The sequence below is a fragment of the Brevibacterium sp. Lmc1 genome (genome assembly GCF_057654315.1).
This window is the reverse complement of sequence record NZ_CM172803.1, coordinates 2,893,385-2,917,574: the sequence shown is the minus strand read 5'-3', so window position 1 is coordinate 2,917,574 and position 24,190 is coordinate 2,893,385. Positions and strand designations below refer to the sequence as shown.

Sequence of the window (24,190 nt, the reverse complement as noted above, 5' to 3'; positions counted from 1 at the left end):
GCGACGCCCAATCGATCCCGGAGAACCGATGCCGATCCCACTGTCCGCGAAGACGCTCACGGCCCAGGCGGCCGCCCTCCTGTTGGCCACCGGTTTCACCGTCGGCGGCACGGCGCCAGGCACGAGCACCGCTCACGCCGCGGAAGTGGACGATCCGATCAGCTCCTCGGCCTCGGACGCACAGATCGAGATGGGCTTCCTCGGGTCCCACGAGACCGGACAGTTCGACGAGTCCGCCGCCGAGATCACCGCCGTCCACGGCGATACGGTCTTCACCGTCAACGCCCAGGCGGCCACCGTGGACGTCATCGACTCCTCCGACCCGACCAACCCGCAGAAGGTCTCCGAGATTAAGGGCACCGGGGTCGCGAACTCGATCTCCATCCGTGAGGACGGCCTGGGCGTCATCGCCCTCGAGGACGATGACAAGACGCAGCCGGGCACCGTGATGTTCTTCGACGCGAACGACCCCGAGGCGGACATCCTCGGCGAGGTTCCCGTCGGGTCCCTGCCCGACATGGTCACCGTCACTCCGGACGGCAGCCATGCCCTGGTCGCGAACGAGGGCGAACCGGCCGATGATTTCTCGACCGACCCCGAAGGCTCGGTGTCCGTCATCGATCTCCCCGCCGAGGTGGCCGCGCCGTCGGACTCGGACGTGCACACCGCGGACTTCCACGAGTTCGAGGACGGCGGAGCGAAGACACTGCCCGAGGATGTGCGGATCTTCGGTCCCACCCCCGAAGAGGACCACCCGATCTCCCGCAACCTCGAACCCGAGTACATCACTGTCGCCGGTGACAAGGCCTACGCGACCCTGCAGGAAGCGAACGCGATCGCGGTCGTCGATATCGCCTCGGCTTCGGTCGAGGAGATCCTCCCGTTGGGCCTCAAAGATCATGGCCAGGCAGGCAACGGACTCGATGCGTCGGACCGGGATCCCGAGGATGCTCCGACCGTGAACATCACGGAATACGAGGGGCTCAAGGGCGCCTATATGCCCGATACGATCTCGACGTTCACCTCCGGCGGCACCGATTACCTCGTGACCGCGAACGAGGGCGACTCCCGTGAGTGGGGCGACTTCGTCGATGCGGCCAGGGTCAAGGACCTCGGCGAGGACGGCCTCGCACCGGTGTGCGAGACCTCGCCGCTGGCTGACAGACTCGGCGACGCGGACCTCGGACGGCTGAACATCATCACCGATCTGGGTCTCAACGACGCCGGCGACTGCTATGAGGAGCTCGTGGCTTTCGGCGCCCGCTCATTCTCCGTGTGGACCACCGACGGGAAGCTCGTCGCCGATTCCGGGGACGAGTTCGAGAAGCTGACCGCCGAGGCGGTGCCCGAGTTCTTCAACTCCAACCATTCCGAGTCGAACCTCGAAGGACGCAGCGACGACAAGGGCCCAGAGCCCGAGGCGCTGACCATCGGCGAGGTGGGGGAGACGACCTACGCGTTCGTCGGCTTCGAACGCATCGGCGGAATAGCGGCCTTCGACCTCAGCGACCCGAGCGCCCCGAAGTTCGCGACCTACTTCAACAATCGGGCCTTCTCGGTCTCCGTCGAGGACGAGATCGAAGATGCCTCGGATCCTGCTGCGCTGCTCGCGAGCGCCGGAGACCTCGGACCGGAGGGCATTACGTTCCTCGGCTCCGATGAGTCGCCGACGGGTGAGGCTGCGCTCGTCGTCGGCAATGAGGTCTCGGGAACGACAAGTCTCTACTCGGTGGCCGATCTCGCGAACGGTGGAGACGACGGCGACGATGAGAACGCCGGGACTGACGAGGATGCTGGTGCCGATGAGAAGGCCGGTACTGATCAGGAAGCCGGCGCAGACGACAACGCGGGCGCCGATGAGAACGCCGGGACAGATCAGGACGCCGGCGCAGACGACAACGCGGGTGCCGACGACAACGCGACCGAGGATGCTCAGGTCGACGCGGCCGGCAGCGAGTCCGACTCCGAGTCGGGTGCGAACGACAGCGCTCGGGCCGATGCGGGCAGCGAAGCGGATTCGCGCGCTGACGGTGCGGTTGCTGACGGGGCGGAGTCGGATAGCGAAGCTGGCTCGAGTGCAGACGGTTCCGAAGCATCCAGCGACGGTGACGGTGACCCGCTGCCGCGCACCGGTGCCGACCTCGGTCAGTACCTCATCCTCGGCGGCATCGCTGTCGGTCTCATCGCCATCGGCACAGCGGCCTACTTCTTCGCCCGCCGTCGCAGCTGAACCCCAGCCGATCGCTCACCCTATGGCGTGAGCGGTCGGCGACAACTCGAGCGGTCGACGGCGACCTGAGCGGTCGCTGTGACCAGGCAGGGAAATCAGTCGATCTGGCCGATGGGCTCGCGCTTCTCGGCCTGGAACTGGTCCTCGGCACGGCCGCGGGCCCAATACGCCGAGATCGACAGCGACTCCCGCGGCACTTCGCGGTCCTTGAGGATCTTGCGGATCGCCTTGATCGTCTCGCGCTCGCCGTGGGCGAAGACCTGCGGAGTGCCCGCACGCCACTCGAGCCCCTCAACTGCGGCAATGAGCTCGTCGTCCGAGTCCACCCATCTCACCTCGACGCCTTCCGGCGCCTCGGGCAGAACGCGATCGGCGTCGTCGGCGACATAGGCCAGGACGACCCCGGTGGCTCCGGTGGGCATGGCCTCGATGGCCGAACTCACCGCGGGGATCGCGGAATGGTCGGCGATGAGCAGGTGCCAGTCGGACTCGGCGGCAGGGGCGTACTTGCCGCCCGCGCCGGAGAGGACCATCGTGTCTCCCGGCTTCGCGCTCTTCGCCCACGGTCCGGCGATTCCGTCATCGTCGTGGATGACGAAGTCGATGCTCAGCCACTTCTCGTCCAGGTTGATCTCGCGCACCGTGTAGGTACGGCGACTCGGCAGCTTCTCGGGGGATTGCTCGCGCAGCTTCGTCAGGTCGTAGGGCGGGACGAGCCCGTGTGCCGGATCGGCGAAGAGGAGCTTGACGTACTTGTCGGTCGCATCGTTCGAATCGATGTTGTCGAAGGTGTCCCCGCCGAGGCGGATCCGCACCAGGTGCGGGCTGACTTCGGTCGTCTCGAGCACGGTGAGAACAGCCTGCTGGCGGACGGGTCGTGCGGTGCGTTCGGGGGTGTTGGGTGCGGTCGTCACAGGCGGCCTTTCTCAAACGGGGTGCCCCTGGAAGCTCACGGTCGGCCTTGAAGTGTGGAGCCGCCTCGGCGCAGGGGTTCAGTAAGGCTCACCTTATCAAATCTCTGTCGACCACCCACTGGCCCCGAGCCCAGAGGGCGGGCCCATCGCTGCCGTCAGTTGGAGCGGTCGGCCATCTCCCGGCGACGATCGTCGCGGATGCGTTTGAGTCCTTTGACCGATTTGAGCGAATCGAGGATCTGCACACCTGGAAGGGCGGAGTTCGGTCCTTTGCACTGCATCATGTCGTCGGGGTCGAGCAGGACAACGCGGATCCCATCGTCCTTCATTCGTGACAGCGCCTCGGTGAGCATGCTCCGGGCGACGGAGTTGATCTCGTTGACGCGGCGCAGGTCGAGGACGAAGGTGTTCGTGGTGGAACCGGGTTCGTCCATCGTGCGCAGGACGTTCTCCGAACCGCTCCACTGGATGAGTCCCTGCAGGCTGCAGATGCGGACCATTTTGCCCTCAGAGTCGACGAAGCGACGGTCGCGGCGGATGATCGAGCGGGCCGGTTCCGGAGCATCCATGATGTGCAGGCTCAGCCGATCTGAGAGGTCCTGGAAGATCTTCGCTCCGCGGACGCTCGTGCCGTGCCTGTCCAGCCGCGGAGAGAACGTGGCGATGCCGACCTGACCGGGCATGACACCGAAGACACCGCCGGAGACTCCGCTCTTGGCGGGGATCCCGATCTCTGTCATCCAGTCGCCGGCCGCGTCGTACATGCCGCAGGTCATCATGACTGCGAGCACCTGCCGATTGACCCTGGGGGAGAGCACCTGTTCGCCGGTCAGCGGGTTGATGCCGCCGCCGGCCAGCGTCGAGGCCATGATGGCGAGGTCCTTGACGGTGACGGTGATCGCGCACTGTTCGATATAGCCGCGGACCACCTCGTCGGGGTCGTCATAGAAGATGTCGTAGGACCGGAGCATGTTCGCGATGGCGACGTTGCGGTAGGCTTCCCGCCATTCGCCGTCGGCCACCGATTCGTCGATCGACAGCTCTCGGCCGGCGAAGCGAGAGAGTCCGGCGCGCACGATCTCCGTGCGTTCGGCCAAGCTTGCACCCGGATCGCCGAGGATGGAGTGAATAGTCATGGCCCCGGCGTTGATCATCGGGTTGAGCGGCCGACCCGACTTCTTGTCCAGGGAGAGCTCGTTGAACTTCTCACCGCTGGGTTCGACGCCGACCATCTCGAGGACCCCGGCCAGGCCCTCCTGCTCGAGGGCGAGGCCGTAGATGAAGGGCTTCGACATCGACTGGATCGAGAACTCATAGTCGGCATCGCCGGAGGTGTACTCGACGCCGTCGAGGGTGGAGATGCAGATCGCGAGCTTCTCCGGATCCGCTGAGGCGAGGTCCGGGATATAGTCCGCATTCTCGCCGGACCGATCCGGTCGGAATCGGTCGAGCGTCTCATCGAGGAAATCCGGGATAGGCGATCGCATGGCACCTCCTGCTGCAGTCGTGGTCGGTGGGCACAGCGTAGCTTGACGCAGACTGCCATTCTCACACACTCCTCCGCCGGCTGCCGATCGTCGGCAGCAGAGCCACCGGTTCGGCCGAACGGGGCCGGTGCGGAGGTACTTCGATGACGCACTCAGCGGCACAGTTTCAGCGCCGCACCCAGCGATTGTTCCAGGTCTGGCACCGACTGTGCAGCTCCTGTGACGGGACCCGGCCATAGTGTGAAGTCATGACCCGCCCCAAGCTGCTCCTCCTCATCGGCATCGCGTTCACTGTCGCCGTCATCGGCGTGATCGTGATCGCGCTGGTGCTGCGGTACTCGGCTCCCCACCCTGAGACCAAAAGCCTGCCCGAACATGCGCTGACCCCGCAGGAAACCATCACCGAGGTGGACCCGCACAGAGACGGCACCGTGCAGATCCGCCAAAGGCTGATCTTCGAGAGCCCGCCTGAAGGCGGAAAACCGGTCGGTCTGTGGATCAGTGATGTCGGCGTGGGCAGTGATCCGCGGACCGGCAACAGGCTGGCGATGATGCCGAAGCCGTCGGCGCTGAGAGCAGTCGAGCTGAGCACAGCCGACGATTCGACTCAGGACTCACCGAAGTCCCTCGGAGAGCTGCACATCGACGTCGAAGAGACGAAGCAGGAGGGCTTCGACCACCCGCGGGTTCTCTTCGAGTTCACCCCGCAGGATTCCGACGGAAAGGCCGTGCCGTGGAGCGAAGGCCGTCATGTCGTCGAGCTCGAATACGTCCTTGACGACGTGTTCATCACCGTGGCCGGCGAGGAATTCTTCGCCGTGCCCGTCCCCGTGATCGGGAATGGTCAGCGCACACCGACGACGCACACTTTGGACATCGACACCGACGGGCCGGTGTACTGTCCGGCCGACAACGTCGACTTCGATCTTGGTGACGGGTGTGACGCTGAGGCATTCTCGCGAGTCGATGACAGCGATGCGATCAACAGCGGCGACGCGGTCGAAGACGGAACCCATATGGTCTGGCGGGAGTCCCTGACGGACAGTCATGAAATCATCGCCTTCACTCCTCCCACGGGAATGACAGTATCCCCGATCCCTGCAGAGGAGAGGCAGTGATGAGCGAGACGAAGAGAGGATTCGGAACCCGGGGAGCTTTCTCCATTATGGCGGCGCTCGCCGTGACTGCGGTGATCACGACTGTGATCGCAGCGCCCGGCGGAGTGGATGCAGCGCCGAACCCGCTGCGAGACAAGACTGCTGAGCACACGGTCAGCATCGCCGCCGATGGCAGCTACTCGGTGCGGATGGATACGAAACTCGAGCTGGCGCTGGAGACAGCATGGGGATTCGGTGGTGACATCCATGACGGATTCCGCCTGCCCGACTCCGAGTCTCTGCTGCCGCCGTACCTGCGTGCGCGCTATTCGAATCCGCAGGGAACCATCGATTCGGCTCCCGCCGAGGCGACTATCGAGGAAGAGTTGCATTCCGTCGATATCGGATTCTCCACAGACAGGCTCACTGCAGGAGCTCATCGAGGGGTCCTCAACTACGAGGTGGCGGGGGCAGCGGTGCCTGCAGCAGACATGAACGGCGATCAGGGCAATGGCGTCGTCGTGTATGTCCGTCCCTTGGACCGAGGAGACCTCGTCATCGAGTCCGCGGCACCGATCTCTGCCGTCGACTGTGAGGTCTTCTCTCCCCGTGGCGAGTCATGCGGAGAGAAGACGGGGGACTCGTGGACTGTACCGGCCGAGGATCTCCTGCACGATCGTGCTGTCATCGACGCAGTGCGGATCACGATCGACGCCGATCCGAAGGGTGTGCCGGCCCCGGACATCGATTCCTGAGCCAGGATTGTCTGCACAGTCGCATATCTGACCCTGCTGGCCGCACCGTCAGCAGCACCGCTGCGTCCGCTTAAGACCGCCGAACAGAGATCGAGCCCCTGCCGCAGTCGGCAGGGGCTCGATCAGGTGACGCAGATGATCAGCGGTTTCCGGCAGGTCCGTTGCCGCCGTCGAGACCGTTGTCGCCACGATCATCTCCGCGGACATCGTTCCCACGAACGTCGTCGCCGCGGTTCGCACCGCCGGGCTGATCGTCGCTGCGATTCGCTCCACCGGTCTGATCACGGTCATTGCCGATGGCATTGTCGGCGGCGTCCCGGGCCTTCTTGATCTTGTCCGAGTGCTTGCCTCCGGTCAGGGAGTCAGCGACACCGGCGGCCTTGTCGAGGACCGAGTCGGTGACCTTCTCAGCTTTGTCAGAATTGAGCTTGTCCTTGATCTTGGGATCGTTGGCGAGGTTCTTGGCCTTGTCGAGGAATTTGTCGAATGCCATGGCACGGTCCTTCTCAGTTGGTCGATTACACTGTCGATGCTGATCGTGGGGATGAACACGGACGATTCGAAGCCTAGTGCGGCTGTCTGTGACGGAACTGGCAATCGCCCGGTGCGGATTCGCTGGTCACCGAGCTCGTTCACACCTGCGACCGTCGATGGTGCGCCTGAGACCGGCGACGGTGCTGGGCATTTCGGACGGTGAGGATGAGCGCGGCGAGTGCCGCCGAGAACAGAGAGGCACTGAGAACGGCGACCTTCGCCACATCGTGTTCGACCGAACCGGCGGTGAAGCTGAGCTCGGCGACGAGGAGCGAGACGGTGAAGCCGATGCCGGCAAGCAGCCCGATGCCGGTGAGGTCGGCCCAACGCAGACTGGGATTCAACCCACCGGTGAACCGGGTGACCAACCAGGTGGAGACGAGGATGCCGACAGGCTTGCCCACGATCAGTGCCGTCACGATCCCGTAGGTCAACGGGTGGGAGAACGCCGAGGCTAGACCGTGGGTTCCGCCGATATCGACGCCGGCGGCGAAGAATGCGAAGACCGGGACGGCGAAACCGGCCGACAGCGGTCGAAGGCGGTGTTCGAGCGCCTCGGCGAGGTCGATTCCGGACCTACTGTCGGCATCCGGATCGAGGTCGCTGGAGGCACCGTGGTCGGTGCCGATCGCGCGGTTCGAACCACGACCGACGACGGCGGGGATCGTGAAGCCCAGTAGCACTCCGGCGATGGTCGCGTGGACGCCGGAGGCGTGCATGAACGCCCAGGCGGTGAGTCCGAGGGGCAGGAGGATGACCCACGAGGCCCAGGTACGGTCGACGAAGAAGCGACGGAAACGGCTCGCGATGAGCCCGTAGACGATGACGATTCCGAGCGCCGCGACAAGGGGGAGAACCGCGATGGACTCGGTATAGAAGATCGCGATGATCGCGATCGCCAGCAGATCGTCGACTGCGGCCAGGGTCAGCAGGAAGAGGCGCAGCGCTTTCGGCAGATGGGAGCCGACGATCGCAAGGACGGCGACGGCGAAGGCGATGTCTGTCGCGGTGGGGATCGCCCAGCCGCGCAGGAGCTCCGGGCGGGTGAGCAGAAACGCCGCACAGATGAGGGCGGGGACGAGGACGCCGCCGGCCGCCGCAGTGATCGGGACGACGGCGGTGCGGAGCCGACGCAGGTCACCGCGGGTGAATTCCGCCTTGAGCTCGATACCGACGAGGAAGAAGAAGATTGCGAGCAGTCCGTCGGCGGCCCATTGCCCGATGCTCAGCCGCAGATGCCACGGTTCGTAACCGAACTCGATATCGCGGAGTGCGAAGTATCCGGCCGACGCCGGTGAGTTCGCCCAGATCAGAGCGGCAGCTGCGGCGACGAGGAGAAGGGCGCCGCCGACGGTGTCGCTGCGGAGCGCCTGGAACAAGCGCTGTCCCAGAGGGGTCGGTGAGGCGAGTGGTGAAGCGGTTGCAGAAGTGGTGGTCACAGTGATCCCGTTCGTGGTCGGCAGAGAAAAGGGTTCGACCCGAAGAGTGGATGTGCAGACTGTGCTCAGTTCGTCGACGCTGAGCGTACGTACGTGAATCGAGCGGACGTCGTCGGCTCGGACGATGAACTCTGTCGGAAGATCACACCAGGGGTCGGGGCGGAAGATCTCCGCGTCCGAACGGCTGTGTGCCCGACTGCATTTCGCCCCACGAAGTGATGTAGCCGTTGGTGCCCGAGTGCGGAAGAACCCACACTTTCGGGCGGAAAGCGGCATCCGGGGCTGACTGTGACATTGCGGACAGTCTACCTCAGCGGATCGCGCGCCTGCCCGACTTCACCGGGCAGTTATCCCAGCCCGCCGGAGAGTCGCGTATGCAGAGTCTCGGTATACGCATTCATTCCGGTGATCTCCACGTTCGTGCCCAGCGCCTCGTACTTCGTCACGATCGCATCGAGGGCGGCCACTGTCGACGCATCCCAGACATGCGATTCCGTCATATCGATGACGACCTGATCGGGATCATGTGTGTATCGGAATTGAGTGGTCAGGTCATTCGAGGAGGCGAAGAAGAGCTCGCCGCGGACCACATACCGGGCGACCGCCTCGGTGACCGTGCGCTCGACGGTGACGAAGTGGGCGACCCTCCGAACGAAGAGCACACTGGCCACGAACACTCCGACAACAACGCCGATGGCGAGGTTGCCGGTGGTGACGACGACGGCGACGGTGGCGATCATGACGAAAGTCTCGGACTTCGGCAGCATCTTAAGCGTCGAGGGACGGATGGAATGCCAGTCGAAGGTGTCGACGCAGACCATCATCATGATGGCAGCGAGTGCGACCATCGGGATCATGCCGACGATGTCGCCGAGCACGACGACGAAGATGAGCAGGAACGCTCCGGCCATGAACGTCGAGATCCGAGTCCTCGCCCCCGAAGCGCGGACATTGATCATCGTCTGCCCGATCATCGCGCAGCCGCCCATCCCGCCGAAGAGGCCGGAGATCATGTTCGCAGCCCCTTGACCCCAGGACTCACGGGTCTTGTTCGAGTGCGTGTCGGTGATCTCGTCGACGAGCTTCGCCGTCATGAGCGACTCCATCAGCCCGACCAGTGCCATGGCTAGCGAGTAAGGGGCGATCGTCGTAAAGGTCTGCCAGGTCAGCGGCACATGCGGGATGAAGAGTTCGGGCAGACTGCGCGGCAGCTCGCCCTGGTCGCTGACAGTAGGGACATCGACGGCGAACACGACGACGATGCCGGTGATGATCACGATCGTGATCAGCGGTGCCGGTACGATCTTCGTCAGCTTCGGCATGAACACGAGCACGACGATGGCGATGGTCAGCAGAGGGTAGACCATCCACGGCACTCCGATGACGTGGGGGACCTGTGCTGCGAAGACGAGGATCGACAGGGCGTTGACGAACCCGACCATCACGCTGCGGGGGATGAACCGGATGAGCTTCGCGACTCCGGCCACGGCCAGCAGGATCTGGAACACACCGGCGAGCATGACGGTGGCGATGAACATGTCCATCCCGTGCTCGCGGGCGACGGGGGCGATGACGAGCGCGACGGCTCCCGTCGCCGCGGAGATCATGGCCGGGCGCCCGCCGAGGAACGCGATCGAGGTGGCCATGATGAATGCGGAGAACAGCCCGACCTTCGGATCGACTCCGGCGATGATCGAGAACGCGATCGCCTCGGGGATGAGGGCGAGCCCCACGACGAGTCCGGCCAGGACCTCACGGGTGAGCAGCCTCGGTGAGGTCAGTGCGGTGAGGACGGTCGGATCGGGGCGGTAGCGGCGGGCATCGTCGGCGGTCTCGGCGGGAATGGGAGTCGTCACGACCGGAACATTACCCGATCGCCGAGGCGGCCCGACCCGACCACGGCCGCCCGGGGTCCCAGCGGGTCACTGCAGGCTGACGCCGGAACCGTGGAGGCGGACTTGCAGTCCCGAGTCGGTGGCGGTGATGTCGGTGAGTTCGAGTCCGGCGGGCAGGAAGTCGAGATCGATGACGATATCGGAGATCTCCGAGGTGAGGAATCCAGGCAGGCGATCGAGGGAGAACTCCGCCGAACCCAGTTTGATCGTCGTCGCGTCGACGACGGCCCGCCTGCCGTCGGCCTTCGGGTCGATGCCCACAAGCAGATCCTGACCGAGCATCGACCCCTTGAGGAAGAGTTCGCCGTCGACGGTCGTGAACGACATCCCCTCGGGCAGGTTCGCATGTTCGGCGGCGAGTTCGTCGAGGGTCGAGTGGGGGAGCACCGCAGTGCCGTCGACGGTGCCGATCGGCTTCGACCCGCCGGTGGGAACGTCATAGAGCTTCGCATCGACATCGGTGAAGTCGACGCCCTCATAGGTGGCCTCATCGGCGGTGACATGCACCGTGTTCAGTTCTCTGGAAGCCAGCTGCGTGAGGATGGGGAAGCCTTCGACGGAGACCTCGGCTTCACCGTAGTCGGCAAGTCCGTCGGCGATGCGCTGCTCCGTGGTGTAGTCGACGATGCGGTCGGCCGCGACACTGCCGATGATGAGGGTGAGGACGATGACGACCGCGGAGACGATGAACGTCGTCCGCCGACTGCGACGTCGAGGTCGGTCATCCGGCCGCGGGTACTGAAGGGTCTGCGCCGTGGTCATGGGCTCCATTGTTCCGCACTCGCCGGTCCGTTCGCATTCGCCGGTCCGAGTGCGCTCGCCGGCTCGGCCGAGTCGAAGGTCCTCGCTGAGCTCAACTGCTGAGGATGATGACGTCGAGGGTGCGCGGTCCGTGGACTCCTTCGACCCGGCTGAGCTCGATGTCGCTCGTGGCCGAGGGCCCGGAGATGAACGTCAGCGGTGCGTGCGCGTCGAGCCGGGAGATTCCCTCGGGGACGATGTCGACGATGTCGTCCGTCCGGACGATGCACACGTGATGGTCGGGCACGAGCGTGATCGCCCTCCGTCCGCACTCGTCCGATCCGTCGAGGACGATGGTGCCCGTCTGCGCGATCGCCACCGCCGAGGCGGTCACCACCGCCCCCTGAGCGTCGAGTTCGTCGACGCTGAGTTCCTCACCCGGAGCATCGACCCGCACCCCACCGGAATACCCCGCCAGCCAGGACGAGTCGAGGCCGCGGGGGACGACGACCGAGGAATGGTCGCCGATGAGTTCGGCGATCGTCGTGCTCGGGTCGCCGTCGGCGCGGTGGACGTTGGCTTTGTAGTCGACGAGGCGGTCGATGAGCAGCTCGACGAGGGCCTCACCCGTGTGTGTGCCCTCATGGTGGTATCCGGCGTCGGCGGCCGTGGCGGCAGTGTTCGCCGAGGCGACCCCACCGGATTCGGCATGTGCCGTGCCGCCGGTGCCCGGTACCGCCGTCCGCGGAGACGACGACACGTATTCCCCGCCGCCGCGGCGACCGAGTGCTTCGCTGATGCGGGCGAGGATCTCCTCGCGGGCGGTATCGGTCATCGCTGTCCCTCCTCGTCGCGGTCGTTCGCTTCCTCTTCGGCCCACAGCTGTCGGAAGCTCTTCTTGGGCAGGGCCGGGATGTCCCGGCTCGATGTCCAGGCGCCGGCGATTCCGGGCAGAGCGTTGATCTGCTCACCGCCGGTGACCTTGTGCGCGAGAGGCAGTCCCCTCACCGCAGCGGCCATCCGCTTCCCGTCTCCCATCATCCATGACGCGCCGGTGAGGGCGGCGTCGAGTTGGGAGGACACAGGGGAGTGGTTGGCTTTGACATCTTCGCCCCGCAGATGGACGAGGATCTCCGGGATGTTGATCTTCACAGGGCACACGTCGTAGCAGGCGCCGCACAGGCTCGACGCGTACGGCAGAGAACCGTTGCCCTGTTCTTCGACTCCCGTGAGCAGCGGGGACAGGATCGCTCCGATCGGTCCCGGATAGGTCGAGCCGTAGGCGTGGCCGCCGGTGCGTTCGTAGACGGGGCAGACGTTCATGCATGCCGAGCAGCGGATGCAGTTGAGCGCCGTACGTCCGTGCTCATCGGCCAGGGCCCGTGTGCGTCCGTTGTCGAGAAGAACGAGATGGACGTTCTGCGGACCGTCTCCCTCGGACTTCCCCGTCCAGAACGAGGTGTAGGGGTTCATCCGCTCCCCCGTGGACGAGCGCGGCAGCAGCTGCAGGAACACCTCGAGATCGGCGAACCTCGGCAGCAGCTTCTCGATGCCCATGACGGTGATGAGCGTCTCCGGCAGGGTCAGGCACATGCGCCCGTTGCCCTCGGACTCGACCACTCCGAGGGTGCCGGTCTCCGCGATACCGAAGTTCGCTCCGGAGATCGCGACCTTCGTGGTGAGGAATTTGTGGCGCAGGTGTCGGCGGGCCGCCTCGGCGAGGACGGCCGGTTCGTTCGTCAGCTCCCCGGCGTCGGGCATCTTGTCCATGAAGATCTCACGGATCTCATCCCGGTTGCGGTGGATGGCGGGAACGAGGATGTGGCTGGGTTTGTCCTCGCCGAGCTGGACGATGAGCTCGGCCAGATCCGTCTCGAACGCATCGATGCCTTCGGCCTCGAGGTGCTCGTTGAGACCGATCTCCTGGGTGGCCATCGACTTGACCTTGATGACCTCACGGCGGCCTGTCTCGAGCACCGGCGCATTGTCCTCGACGAGTTCGGCGACGATGGCATTGGCCTCATCGGCGTCGCGGGCCCAGTGGATGATGCCGCCGGCGGCGGTGAATGCCTCTTCGAACTGCGCGAGATACTCGGGCAGGTTCTCCATCACTTCGTTCTTCGTGGCCTCACCGGCGTCGCGCAGGGCTTCCCAGTCGTCGAGCTCGGAGACGACCTCGGCGCGCTTGGACCGAATCGTCGAGGTGGCGTGGCCTATGTTGTTGCGCAGCTGCTGGTTGCTCAGATGCTCGTGCGAGACCTCGGGAAAGGCCTCGGCTTCGATGATGTTGCCCTGCCCGCCGGGCAGATCGCTGCGTCGCTTCGACGGCAGCAGCGGCATTCCCAGAAAGGTCATCGCAGGCTCCCTCCGCTCACTTCTGCTCCTTCGCTCGGCACCCGCAGCGGGTCCTCCTTCGTCGACGCGAGGATCCGGGCCAGATGGACCGCGGCTTGACCGACGCGGAACCCGGATTGGGTGCGGCTTGGTTCGGCCGGAGAGGTGCCCCGATGGCCTGGGGTGAGGTGGTCGTCATCGTCGGCACCGACGACCGTCGTCAGCGTCTCGGTCGTGTGCCCCCGCTCATCGGTCGAACTCGTCTCCTTGACGTGGACGGCGGTGACGTCCGGGGCGCCGTCGAAGCTTCCGGTGCGTTCGAACCGTGACATGCCCCCGCCGATGTGCAGCAGACAGGAGGCATCGCCGCCGGTGCAGACATCGGCTTCGGTCGCCTGGATCGTGCGCACCTTGTCGGCGAGCATCGCCGAGGACACCTCCGGGTTCTTCACGGAGAAAGTGCCGCCGAACCCGCAGCAGGAATCGGCCAGAGGCAGTTCGACGAAGTCGATGCCCTCGACGGACCGGACGAGGGAGGACTGTCGATCGCCGAGGCGCAGCAGCCGCATTCCGTGGCACGACGGGTGATACGTCACACGGTGCGGGAAATAGGAACCGAGATCGGCCGCGGCATCCGTGACGCCTTGGACGTCGGTGAGGAACTGGGTGAGCTCATAGGTGCGGCCGGCCACCTCGGCGGCCTCGGAAGCCAGGGCATCATTGCCCACCCGGGTGGCGACCATCGGCTGCTGGTGGCCGAGCGAGGCCACGCATGAAGCGGACGGGGCGACGGCGACATCCCATTCGGTGCTCGTGAAGGCGCGGAGGTGATTGGCGATGACCGGTTCGGCCTGCGCGAACTTGCCGGAGTTGATGTGCATCTGCCCACAGCACGACTGGCCTTCGGGGAAGATCACATCATGGCCGAGTCGGCGCAGAATTCTCACGGTTGCCTGCGCAACCTCGGGATACATCGCATCGACGATGCAGGTGGCGAACAGTGCGATCCTCATCTGACCTCCAAGCCGGACGCTGTGCTGATGCGGTTGGCGGGATCGGCTTCCGACCGGGACGATGCCGTGGTCGCAAACGGTCCGTGTCACTCCATGCTCAGACCGTAGCACCGGGTCCTGACGCGGCAAATGTGCGCGACCGGACGGGCGCGCCGGTGCGAGGATCGACGCGGGAGTCCGGCCGCCTCGGGGGAGGGGGAAAGCGATTTAGGACCTATGAGACTGCGCTATTGACCTGCGCCGGTCGGTGCGGGCAGCGACGCACGCGCAGACCCATTTACCTGGGAGGAGACCGCCCATAGGATGACGATATGGATTCCCAGCGCACACAGAACATCAGAACGGTCTCGGCCCGCATCAACTCCTTCCACTCGTCGATCTACTTCTCGCAGACGGTCGGCGCCGAGTACGCCAAGTACGGACTCGAACCCGGTGTCGAAGGCAATATGGCCGCCCGTTCGGCTCCGCTGGGACGGGTGAATCCCGGAGTCGTGTCCGCCGCGTACTACAACTATTCCCCGAATTTCGTCGCCGGAATGCTGCCGCGCCTGTGGGAGACGGTGAGCCCGGAGCAGATGGTCCAGGCCCGCTTCGACGCAGTGGGCGCGTACATGGCCGAACTCTTCGGTGACCGTGATGACATCGCCCTGCTCACCGAGGCGGCCACCCAAGTGACGGAGACGCTGGCACCCGTGCTCGCCGCCATGGACTTCTCCGGCCGCACCCTGGCCGCAGCCACCGCCGACGTCATCGGCGGCCACCAGGCGGCCACCGCATTCGAGAAGATGTGGGACGTGGCGACCGTGGCCCGCGAATTCCGCGGCGACGGCCATGTCGCCTCCCTCGTCACCGCCGGTGTGCCCGGAATCGACGCCCTCATGCTCGACGTCGCGACCGGTGCCGGGTTCCGTCCGCGAGCGGCACAGAAGACACGCGGCTACACGGATGAGGAATGGCAGACCGCGCAGTCCAGGCTCGCCGAGGCGGGGCTGATCACCGTGGACAAGGATGAACGCGGGCACGACCTCCCCACCATCACCGAGGCGGGACGTGACCTGAAGGAGCAGGTCGAAGCCCTCACCGACGGTACCGTTGCAGCCGCGTGGTCGGTGCTTGACGATCAGACGATCGAATCTCTGCTTTCGCCGAGCCGTGACCTGCTGCGCGTCATTGCGAAGTCAGGTGCCTTCCCGTCGAACATCTTCGCCCGTCCCGAGAAGAAGGCCGGCTGAGACACGATCAGCTCTGCCGCGCCCGCTCCACATGCGAGCGGGCATGGGCGAGGGCAGCCGGAAGCTCATCGAAGAGGTGCTTGTGGTGACGCAGTGCGGCGAGCACCCCGACCTGTTCGAACAGTCCGGCCTGGCTGTCTCTGACGCCCTTGATGAGCACCGTGATCCCGCGGCGTTCGAAGGCTGTGACCATATCGGTGAGGATGTGTGCGCCGGTGGCGTCGACGAGTTCGAGCTGCGACATGCGCAGCACGACGACCTCGACTCCCCGCAGCCCCAGAACCTCATCCGAGATGCGATCGGCCGAGGCGAAGAACAGCGGTCCGTGGAAATGGACGATGGCGATCCTCTCATCACCCGGATACTCGGACTCTGATTCCGAGATTCGTTCGATGCGCACCGAGGTGATCGACGACAGCTTCCGCAAAGCGAAGACCGCGGCAACGACGACGCCGATGCCCACGGCGACGATGAGGTCGAATGAGATGGTGATGAGCGCAGTGATGACGAACCCGAAGGCATCGGACTTCGTCGAGCGCAGAATCGACCGCATCGTCTTGAGATCGACCATCCGGACCGCCGTGACGAAGAGGACTCCGCCGAGGGCCGCCAGCGGAATCCGACTCACCGGTCCCGCAGCCACCAGCACGATGAGCAGCAGCACGGCCGCGTGGACGATCGAGGCCAGGCGCGTGCGACCGCCGGCACGGATGTTCACGGAGGTGCGGGCGATGGCACCGGTGGCAGGGATGCCGCCGAACAGCGACGATCCGATCGAGGCGACGCCCTGGCCGACGAGCTCACGGTCAGGCTGGTAGGCGCCGGCGTCGGACATCGACGAGGCGACCCTGGCCGAAAGCAGCGACTCAATGGCCGCGAGCGCGGCGATCGTGCCCGCCGCCGGCAGCAGTGACGGCAGGGAGGCCGGGTCGACGACCGGCAGGCTGGGGGTCGGCAGCGACTGGGGGATCTCTTCGATCGTGGCCAGGGGATTGGGCACGATTCCGGCGAGCACGGTGACGACGATGATGCCGACCAATGATCCGGGGATCGACTCATGGAACTTCGGAGCCAGCAGCATGCAGACGGCGACGATCGAGACCGCACCCAGGGAGTAGGGCAGATACGACCAGTCCGCCGACGAAACGAGCTGCACGGCGGCGGCGAAGGCATTCGTGCTCACCTCGCCCGGAGCCAGATCATCGGGGGTCGTCACGAACGGCACCTGTTGGAGGAAGATGATCGCAGCGATGCCGACGGTGAAGCCTTCGATCACCGGCCAGGGGATGAAGGACACCGTCCGGCCGAGCCGCAGCAGTCCGGCCACGACGACGATGAGTCCGGCGATGAAGGTGACGGCGATGACGGCCTCGGCGCCGTGGCTGGCGACGATCGGCACGAGGACGACGGCCATGGCACCGGTGGGACCGGAGATCTGCAGGTGGGATCCGCCGAAGACCGCGGCAAGGAAGCCTGCGACGATTGCGGTGATGAGTCCCTGTTCGGCAGTGAGCCCGGAGCTGACTCCGAAGCCCAGAGCCAGGGGCAGGGCGACGATGCCGACAGTGGCGCCGGCGAGGAGGTCCTTCGGCCAGGAGCGGCGGGTCTCACGGTAGTCGGCGACCGACGGCAGCAGAGATCGGGTGCTGCGCAGCGGAGATGTCGGGCTCATGCCGTATCAGCGCCCGGGATCTTCGGCAGCGAACGGGCTTCGGCGAGTCGCTGCTCATCGTCTTCGAGCATCGTCAGCAGCAGGCTCCTGGCCACCGCGAGCAGCTCTGCGGTGCGCCGGTCGGCCAGACGGTAGTAGACATGGCTGGCCCGACGTTCGGATTCGACGAGACGGTGGCGCCGCAGCACTGCGAGATGCTGCGAGAGGTGCGAGGCCTCGAGCGCGGTCTCGGCCTGCAGATCGGCCACGCTGACCTCGTCGTTGCCGGAGAGGAGCTCGAGGATGCGGATGCGGAAGGGATGGGCGAGGCCCTTGAAGAGGTTCGCCTTGACCTCGTACAGGGGTCGCTGAAGCTGATTCAATGGCATGATGAAACCATCATATCGAACGCTCGGGTTCAGATCCGGCTGGTCTCAGAGAATGAACAGCCCGGTTCCGCAGCTGCGGAACCGGGCTGTGCTCACGATCGCCTCGGAAGGCGGCGGTCAGTCCTCGTCGGTCGCCTTCGGGTAGGCCTCGGCCACCTCGGCGGCAATCGATTTCGCCTCATCGGAACTCGGCCCCTCGGCGGAGAACACGGCCTTCCGGTAGTACTGGAGCTCGATGATCGAGTCGATGATGTCTCCGAGTGCACGGTGGCCACCGTGCTTGGCCGGTGCTTGGAAGTAGGCGCGTGGGAACCACTGCTTGGACAGTTCCTTGATCGAGGAGACATCGATGATCCGGTAGTGCAGGTGCTCGACGAGTTCGGGCATCTGTTTGGTGAGGAACACCTTGTCGGTGCCGACCGAGTTCCCTCCCAGCGGTGCCTTGCCGGCCTCGGGGACATGCTTCTTCACGTATTCGAGGACTCGGGTCTGCGCCTCGGCGACGGTGGTGCCCGCGTCGAGTTCGGTGATCAGGCCCGAGGTGGTGTGCATGTTCGTGACGAATTCGTTCATGTTCGCCCGTGCCTCCGCCGAGGGCTTGATGACGATGTCGATTCCGTCGTCGAGGGGGTTGAGCTCGAAGTCGGTGACGATCGCAGCCACCTCGATGAGTTCGTCCCGCACCTCGTCGAGGCCGGTCATTTCGCAGTCGATCCACACAATTCTGTTGTTGCTCACTCGCCCAGCTTAGGGCAGACAGCAGGGAACGGGACATTCCGGGGCGCAATCGGCGCCGCTGCGCGGCTTGGGCGTGTGAACGTCGACACACACTGAGCGTGCGCACAAAGGCGATGTCCGGGATGTGACTTAAACTTGAAGAGTCCCCGAACTGGGGTGCCATTTTTGCTCGGCTGAGGGAAGGTTCGCTCGTGCGTTACACATTCGCTGTGATTCTCATGGTGGTGGGTGTCGTCGTCGGTGGCCTCGGCATCCTGCAGAAGACCCTGTGGGCGCCGGAGGATACGATCACTGCCACCGCACAGATCGATGCCGACAAACCGGCGGTCGTCGTCGACCCCGGAATGCTCAACCTCTACGAAACCCCGACCACGCTCACGGTCAAGGGCAGCGGTGACCTCACGATCGCCCAAGCTCCGATCGAGAACGTCGAAGCCTGGGCGGGACAGTCCGCCTATGACCGCGTCACCGGACTCGCCGAAGGCGGCAAGCTCACGACCAAGGCGACCGATGGTGAGGGCAAGGTTCCCAATCCTGCCGGGGCCGATCTGTGGCAGTCGGAAGTCACCGGCACCGATTCGGTGGAGCTGGAATGGAACGACGAGGCCAAACGCACCGGATTCCTCATTGCCGGCGACGGCGAAGCCGGAGCCGTCAAATCCGTGACCCTCACCTGGCCCAACCATGCCGAGACTCCCTGGGCGCTCCCGCTGATGATCATCGGCGGTGTCCTCTTCGTCGTCGGCGTCGTCCTCCTCTTCCTCGGTGCGAACAATTCGAAGAAGGAAGCGAACCGCCGCAAGGCGCGCCAGGAGCGCCGCCGCAAGCTCGCCGAATACGGCACCGCCTTCGCCGTCGTCCCCGTGCTCGCCCTGAGCGCCTGCGGGCCCGAAGAGCTGCCGAAGCCCGAACCCTCCGAGGCTCCGAGCTCCGCGGCCGCGGGTGTCACCGATGACCAGGCCAAGCGGATCCTCGACTCCGTGGCCGCCGACGTCAAAGCCGCGGACAAGAAGACCGATAAGAAGGCACTGGCCGAACGTGCCGCCGGTCCCGCGCTCAAACAGCGTGAAGACCTGTACAAGGTGAAAGACGACGTCGAAGACCAGAAGATGGCGCCGGAGGTGGCCAGCGAAGAGATCGTCGCCAACTACACCTCGGCCACCGATGCCTGGCCGCGCGTGACCAGCCTGATCACCTCCGCTGGTGGGAATTCGCAGCTGCTCGTGCTGACCCAGGAGGATCCGCGCAGCAATTACAAACTGTGGTCGCAGACCCAGCTGACGGCCGGCACGAAGCTGCCCGAGCTGCCCGACTCGCGTCAGGGGGCGAAGATGCTCGAACCCGGATCCAAGGACTTCGTCACCACTCCGGAGAAGGCCGTCGCCGACTACGCGAAGGCCCTCGGCAGCGGGGCGGACTCGAAGGAGGCGAAGAAGTTCGAGTCCGATGACTTCTCGAAGTCCATCTGGAAGAACCAGAAGGACCAGAAGGCCAGTGCCGAAGAAGGCAAGGCCGAGGTGAAGTACAAGTACACTCCGGGCAAGGAGCTCGTCGCCCAGGGCACCGCCGGGGACGCCGCCATCGTCACCGGAGTCATCGACGCCGAATCGACGATCAGCCCCGAGTCGAAGGAGGGTCGCACCGGCACCCTGTCGCTGTCGTCGCCCCAGAAGGAACTCGTCGGCTCCGCGACGACCAAGGAGCCGGTGACGACGAAGACCACCCAGGTGCTCACCTTCCTCGTCCCCAAGGACGGCAAGGTCAAGCTCATCGGCGGTCTCGAGACTCTCGCCGGAGCCGAAGCAGGCTGAGGCGGAAGGGTCGGCACCGTGGTGTTCCTTCCCTGACGGCTGAGGAAATAGCCGTGGGCGCACCGGTGTTGATACGTTCTGTTGGATAAGCAAGGACCAGGTGCGTCACGGTTTGCGCCGAGCCCACCGACCGCGTCACAAAGGAGACCACGTGTCAATGGATCCCTCGCAGGAGAGCACGCAGCCCAATCAGGGACTCGACCTGTCGGCGGTGCGCAGCAAGAACATGCCCGCCGAACAGGCCGGTCAGACCGGTCAGACCGGTCAGACCGGTCAGGCCGCCGGTGCGGGAGCCGGTGCTGACGGTGCTGCCGGCGGCCCGGCCGGTGGGGATCCGAATGCGGTCGCCGTTCCGGGACTGGTCTTCGACGTCGACGAATCGACGTTCACCAGCCTGGTGGCGATCTCCGACCGCGTGCCCGTCGTCATCGACCTGTGGGCCGATTGGTGCGAACCCTGCAAACAGCTCTCGCCGATCCTCGAGCGCGTCGTCACCTCCTACGGGGGACGTCTGGTGCTGGCCAAGGTCGACGTCGATGCGAACCCGCGTCTGCAGCAGGCCTTCGGCGTTCAGTCGATCCCGACGGTCGTCGCCCTCATCAAGGGGCAGCCCGTGCCGCTGTTCCAGAGTGCTCTGCCCGAGCCGCAGGTCCAGGCGTACTTCGACGAGCTGCTCAAGCTCGCCAGTGAGAACGGTGTGACCGGTCATGCGGCCGTCGGGGGAGCCGAGCCCGAACCGGCCGGCCCTGCCCACCCGGAGGCCGAAGAGGCACTCGCCAAGGGCGACTTCGACACAGCCGAGAACCTGTTCAAAGCCGCGCTGGCGAACTCTCCCGCCGATGAGGAGGCGAAGTTCGGTCTCGCCCGTGCAGGCCTGGGCCGCCGCCTCATCGACCAGGAACCAGCCGATCTCATCGCCGCCGCCGATGCGGACCCCAAGAACGTCGAAGCCGCGAAGGCCGCGGCCGACGCCGAAGTGGTCAGCGGCAAAGCCGGCAGCGCCTTCAACCGACTCATCTCACTCATCCGCACCACCGCGGGTGATGAGAAGGAGTCCCTGCGCCTGCGGGTCCTCGATCTCTTCGAGGTCCTCGGCGCCGACGACCCAGCCGTGACCAAGGCACGGACCGCACTCATGAGGGCACTGTTCTGATCCAGCGAATCCGACTCATCACCGCCATCCTCTTCGGCGTAGCGGCACTCACGCTCGCCGGACTGGTCATCTCTGCGCTCTCGGTCGTCGGCACCGACGAGATCACCGAGACGCCGGCCTTCAAGGTCAAGGACGGTGCCTACGCCGTCGTCCTCGACGAGGCGATCGTGCCCTATTCGGGTTCGAGCGTGACCGTGACGGCGAAGAACTCGAAGGGCACGGAGCTGTTCGTCGGCACCGCCAGCGGGGTCGACGCCGACAGCTACCTCGACGGGGTGGCGCAGGAGCAGATCAGTGATGTGTCGTTCCCGAACTCCGCCTCCCACCGGTTCACTCCCGGTGATGCGAAGCCGGAGGCCGATATCGCCGACCGTGACTGGTGGATCAGCTCGGACACGGGAAAGACGGTCGCGAAGACCTTCGACCTCGATGCCGAACCGCAGGTGCTCGTCATCGCTCCTGCGAACTCCGATGACAGCCTCGACGGAACGACGGTGAGTCTCCAGATGCGCGTCAAGGGCGTGTTCGCACTCAGCCTGCTCGGCATTGCCGGCACGATCATCCTCGCCGGATTCTCGGTGTTCTTCTTCATGCGCTGGTGGGCCTCGCGCATCCGCCCGCCGAAGAAGGACGTCGGACCCCCGAGCGGCAGCGAACCCGACAGCAACGACAGCGGACCCGGGCCCGGAGCCGGCAGCAGCTCCGGCCGTGACGGCCGGGGAACGGCCGCCGACCGCACGGTCAAAGGCGAGCCGGGACCGGCGACTCAGCCGATCTCGACAGTGCAGCCGGACACGGCCGGCCACGCGCCGCCTCGGCGACGGGATCTGCGGAACCGGCGGTCCTTCCGCGCAGTTACGGCCTCCGTCTTGGGCACCGGACTCGTGCTCAGCGGCTGTGCGAATATGCCGATCGCCAAACCCAGCAGCCCGGACACCACCCCGTACGAGCGCACTGCGGTGCGCCCGGGTGAAGCCGGGAAGTTCATGACGAACTACACGGAATCGCTGGACAAGACCCTCGGCGACAAGGGCTCCGACCTCGACAAGATCCAGGCGGCGCCGCTCATCGACCACACCCGCGCGCAGATCCAGATCGCGGACAAGGCGAAGCAGAAGCTGCGCGCACCGAACTTCACCGAGGTTATCGCCGGCAGCCCGAACTTCACCGAATATCCGATGTGGTTCTACGCCTTCGGCACCGCGGACAAGAAGTCCACGGACGGGGACAAGCAGCTGACCCAGGTGATGCTGGTGACGCGGGAATCGGCGTCGACCGATCCGCTCGTACGTTCGGCGTCCTATATCCCCACCGACCAGATGCCGACCCTCATGGCCGATGACAGCGGCGCCGTGGAGAAGGGGCCGGAGGACTTCTCCGAGGATCTGACGACCGCGTCCGGTGATGTCTCGTCGTTCCTCGTTGACGGCAAGGCGAAGTCCGGGGGTCCCGAGGGCCTCAAGGAGGGCGGATTCAAGGGATTCCGCGACTACCTGGGTGACCTGCGGGACAAGGACTCCGGCTTCGACAAGGTCGACGTCGACTGCAAGCCCTACGAGGACCTCAAGTTCGAGGACATGACCTTGAGCACCGAGAACGGTGCGATCGGAATGGGCGAAGTGCGGTGCACCCTGACGATCAAGGCACCGTCGGACTACGCACTCGACCTCGGCGACACCGTCGAAGCCGTGAAGACGAACGACAAAGAGGGCGACACCATCAAGGTCGACACCGCGCACCCCTATGTGCTCATGAAGACCGGTGACGAACTCACCGCCGTCGCCACCGACTGGAACGTCCTGTCCTCCAAGGTGGAATGAACCGCGCTGGGCCGCGGTTCGCGCGATTTGTCAGCCGCGGCTGGCGCGGCGGCCTACTCGCAGCAGCCACCACAGGCCGATGAGCGGCAGGAGCAGCGGAATATAGCCGTATCCGCTGCCGAAGTTCGACCACACCGACGGCTTCGCGAAGTCCTCGGGGTGAGTGTGGCTGAGGATGCCGACGACGATGACGCCGAGGAACTCGATCGCACAGGCGGCGACGGCGATCCGGTGCGAGACGCGGTTGCCGATGACCAGACAGACCGTGGCGAGGATGTAGATCACCGCAGCGAAGGCCGAGAGCGAGTACGCGATCGGCGCGACATCGAATTCGCGGATGAGCTGGTAGCCCGCCCGGGCCGTGGCCGAGAGCGCGAAGACCCCGTACACCGCCGTCAGTGCCCGTCCCGGTCCGGTATGCATCGCCGAGAACGGCGACCGTCCCGTCTTTCCCCTCGCCGAGGCGGCCGTGGAGTCCGCGTCGCCCGCTGACTTCGCATTGCCTGCCTTATTCGCGCTGTCTGCTGAGTTCGCATCGTCGGCGGAGTCCCCGCCGAACCGATTGCGCCTGGTCACTGCCAAATCTGGTCCAATCTCTCGATCATCACGATCACCGTCAGTCCTGCCGCGGCCAGCACACCCGGCCCCCAGCGGCTCAGTTCCGCAAACGCCCAGAACCCGGCCAGCGCCATGACCATGATCGCCGTGATGATGTAGCCGAAGTAGAGCAGCGGGTCGACATCATGCGTGGAGCCGAAGGTCGCAATCGAGATGATCAGCTGCACGATGAGCAGCAGCAGAAGCAGAGCGGCACCGCCGAGCAGGGCCTTGCCGGCCGGACGGTTGCGGATGGTCTCGACGATCGACCACAGGGTCAGGATGCCGGTGGCGGCATAGAGGACGATGGTGAAAACGGTGAACACGGAGACCAGTTTAGTCGGCCACACCGGCGGGCAA

The 24,190-nt window shown here is 65.4% G+C and carries 21 protein-coding genes; 7 read left to right on the top strand and 14 right to left on the bottom strand.

All coding sequences use genetic code 11. From position 1 onward, the window contains the following. Positions 1 to 28 precede the first annotated feature (28 nt). Complete coding sequence (locus AC239G_RS13050) at positions 29 to 2,230, top strand: choice-of-anchor I family protein (protein WP_487489025.1); 2,202 nt, start codon at positions 29 to 31, stop codon at positions 2,228 to 2,230. A gap of 95 nt (positions 2,231 to 2,325) precedes the next feature. Here AC239G_RS13050 and AC239G_RS13045 read toward each other — a convergent pair whose 3' ends face one another. Together AC239G_RS13045 and AC239G_RS13040 are read right to left on the bottom strand one after the other, a co-directional pair. Beyond that, positions 2,326 to 3,144 (bottom strand): siderophore-interacting protein, encoded by an 819-nt coding sequence (locus AC239G_RS13045; protein ID WP_487489024.1) that lies wholly within the window; start codon positions 3,142 to 3,144, stop codon positions 2,326 to 2,328. Positions 3,145 to 3,299: 155 nt separating this feature from the next. After that, positions 3,300 to 4,631 carry a glutaminase gene (locus AC239G_RS13040; protein WP_139908515.1) on the bottom strand — a complete coding sequence of 444 codons (1,332 nt, stop codon included), beginning with the start codon at positions 4,629 to 4,631 and terminating at the stop codon, positions 3,300 to 3,302. Positions 4,632 to 4,879: 248 nt separating this feature from the next. Here AC239G_RS13040 and AC239G_RS13035 point away from each other — a divergent pair, with 248 nt between their 5' ends. Beyond that, the gene (locus AC239G_RS13035; RefSeq protein WP_139468911.1) at positions 4,880 to 5,749 is read left to right on the top strand and encodes a hypothetical protein; all 870 of its coding nucleotides are present in this window, start codon (positions 4,880 to 4,882) and stop codon (positions 5,747 to 5,749) included. Then, positions 5,749 to 6,483, top strand: a complete 735-nt coding sequence (locus AC239G_RS13030) for a hypothetical protein (protein ID WP_139468910.1) — start codon at positions 5,749 to 5,751, stop codon at positions 6,481 to 6,483. The genes AC239G_RS13035 and AC239G_RS13030 overlap by 1 nt, the downstream gene beginning before the upstream one ends. Positions 6,484 to 6,622: 139 nt before the next feature. Here the strand turns inward: AC239G_RS13030 and AC239G_RS13025 are convergent, their stop codons facing one another. The 7 genes from AC239G_RS13025 to AC239G_RS12995 all read right to left on the bottom strand — a co-directional run bounded on the left by AC239G_RS13025 (position 6,623) and on the right by AC239G_RS12995 (position 14,439). Next, positions 6,623 to 6,976, bottom strand: a complete 354-nt coding sequence (locus AC239G_RS13025; protein WP_172171146.1) for an antitoxin — start codon at positions 6,974 to 6,976, stop codon at positions 6,623 to 6,625. 139 nt (positions 6,977 to 7,115) lie between these two features. After that, complete coding sequence (nhaA, locus tag AC239G_RS13020; RefSeq protein WP_487489023.1) at positions 7,116 to 8,456, bottom strand: Na+/H+ antiporter NhaA; 1,341 nt, start codon at positions 8,454 to 8,456, stop codon at positions 7,116 to 7,118. 347 nt (positions 8,457 to 8,803) lie between these two features. After that, a complete protein-coding gene (locus AC239G_RS13015) occupies positions 8,804 to 10,300 on the bottom strand; it encodes a SulP family inorganic anion transporter (protein ID WP_487490116.1) in 1,497 nt (498 codons plus the stop codon). Positions 10,301 to 10,378: 78 nt separating this feature from the next. Further along, positions 10,379 to 11,113 (bottom strand): LmeA family phospholipid-binding protein, encoded by a 735-nt coding sequence (locus AC239G_RS13010; protein WP_172171152.1) that lies wholly within the window; start codon positions 11,111 to 11,113, stop codon positions 10,379 to 10,381. 91 nt (positions 11,114 to 11,204) lie between these two features. Then, positions 11,205 to 11,927, bottom strand: a complete 723-nt coding sequence (locus AC239G_RS13005) for a LutC/YkgG family protein (RefSeq protein WP_487489022.1) — start codon at positions 11,925 to 11,927, stop codon at positions 11,205 to 11,207. Continuing rightward, positions 11,924 to 13,447 (bottom strand): lactate utilization protein B, encoded by a 1,524-nt coding sequence (locus tag AC239G_RS13000; protein ID WP_487489021.1) that lies wholly within the window; start codon positions 13,445 to 13,447, stop codon positions 11,924 to 11,926. The genes AC239G_RS13005 and AC239G_RS13000 overlap by 4 nt, the downstream gene beginning before the upstream one ends. Continuing rightward, positions 13,444 to 14,439, bottom strand: coding sequence for a (Fe-S)-binding protein (locus AC239G_RS12995; RefSeq protein ID WP_487489020.1), 996 nt, complete (start codon positions 14,437 to 14,439; stop codon positions 13,444 to 13,446). Before AC239G_RS12995 ends, AC239G_RS13000 begins: the two co-directional genes overlap by 4 nt. 311 nt (positions 14,440 to 14,750) lie before the next feature. Here AC239G_RS12995 and AC239G_RS12990 point away from each other — a divergent pair, with 311 nt between their 5' ends. After that, positions 14,751 to 15,671: an SCO6745 family protein gene (locus tag AC239G_RS12990; RefSeq protein WP_139908507.1), complete on the top strand. Its 921-nt coding sequence runs from the start codon at positions 14,751 to 14,753 to the stop codon at positions 15,669 to 15,671. 7 nt (positions 15,672 to 15,678) lie between these two features. On the opposite strand, the gene AC239G_RS12985 is transcribed toward AC239G_RS12990, so the two are convergent. The 3 genes from AC239G_RS12985 to orn form a co-directional block, all read right to left on the bottom strand. Then, complete coding sequence (locus tag AC239G_RS12985) at positions 15,679 to 17,343, bottom strand: SulP family inorganic anion transporter (RefSeq protein WP_487489019.1); 1,665 nt, start codon at positions 17,341 to 17,343, stop codon at positions 15,679 to 15,681. After that, positions 17,340 to 17,711: an ArsR/SmtB family transcription factor gene (locus AC239G_RS12980; RefSeq protein ID WP_062862026.1), complete on the bottom strand. Its 372-nt coding sequence runs from the start codon at positions 17,709 to 17,711 to the stop codon at positions 17,340 to 17,342. The genes AC239G_RS12985 and AC239G_RS12980 overlap by 4 nt, the downstream gene beginning before the upstream one ends. A 117-nt stretch (positions 17,712 to 17,828) precedes the next feature. Further along, the gene (gene orn / locus AC239G_RS12975) at positions 17,829 to 18,413 is read right to left on the bottom strand and encodes an oligoribonuclease (RefSeq protein ID WP_139468963.1); all 585 of its coding nucleotides are present in this window, start codon (positions 18,411 to 18,413) and stop codon (positions 17,829 to 17,831) included. 227 nt (positions 18,414 to 18,640) lie between these two features. Here orn and AC239G_RS12970 point away from each other — a divergent pair, with 227 nt between their 5' ends. The 3 genes from AC239G_RS12970 to AC239G_RS12960 all read left to right on the top strand — a co-directional run bounded on the left by AC239G_RS12970 (position 18,641) and on the right by AC239G_RS12960 (position 23,233). Then, the gene (locus AC239G_RS12970; protein ID WP_482400510.1) at positions 18,641 to 20,260 is read left to right on the top strand and encodes a DUF8094 domain-containing protein; all 1,620 of its coding nucleotides are present in this window, start codon (positions 18,641 to 18,643) and stop codon (positions 20,258 to 20,260) included. 157 nt (positions 20,261 to 20,417) lie between these two features. Next, positions 20,418 to 21,413, top strand: coding sequence for a tetratricopeptide repeat protein (locus AC239G_RS12965; RefSeq protein WP_487490115.1), 996 nt, complete (start codon positions 20,418 to 20,420; stop codon positions 21,411 to 21,413). A gap of 167 nt (positions 21,414 to 21,580) precedes the next feature. Beyond that, complete coding sequence (locus AC239G_RS12960) at positions 21,581 to 23,233, top strand: hypothetical protein (RefSeq protein WP_487489018.1); 1,653 nt, start codon at positions 21,581 to 21,583, stop codon at positions 23,231 to 23,233. A 30-nt stretch (positions 23,234 to 23,263) separates the two neighbouring features. Here the strand turns inward: AC239G_RS12960 and AC239G_RS12955 are convergent, their stop codons facing one another. Further along, on the bottom strand, positions 23,264 to 23,656 hold the full coding sequence (locus AC239G_RS12955) for a hypothetical protein (RefSeq protein WP_181271683.1): 393 nt from the start codon (positions 23,654 to 23,656) through the stop codon (positions 23,264 to 23,266). Between the two features lie 149 nt (positions 23,657 to 23,805). Beyond that, on the bottom strand, positions 23,806 to 24,156 hold the full coding sequence (locus tag AC239G_RS12950) for a hypothetical protein (protein ID WP_139468900.1): 351 nt from the start codon (positions 24,154 to 24,156) through the stop codon (positions 23,806 to 23,808). Positions 24,157 to 24,190 lie beyond the last annotated feature (34 nt).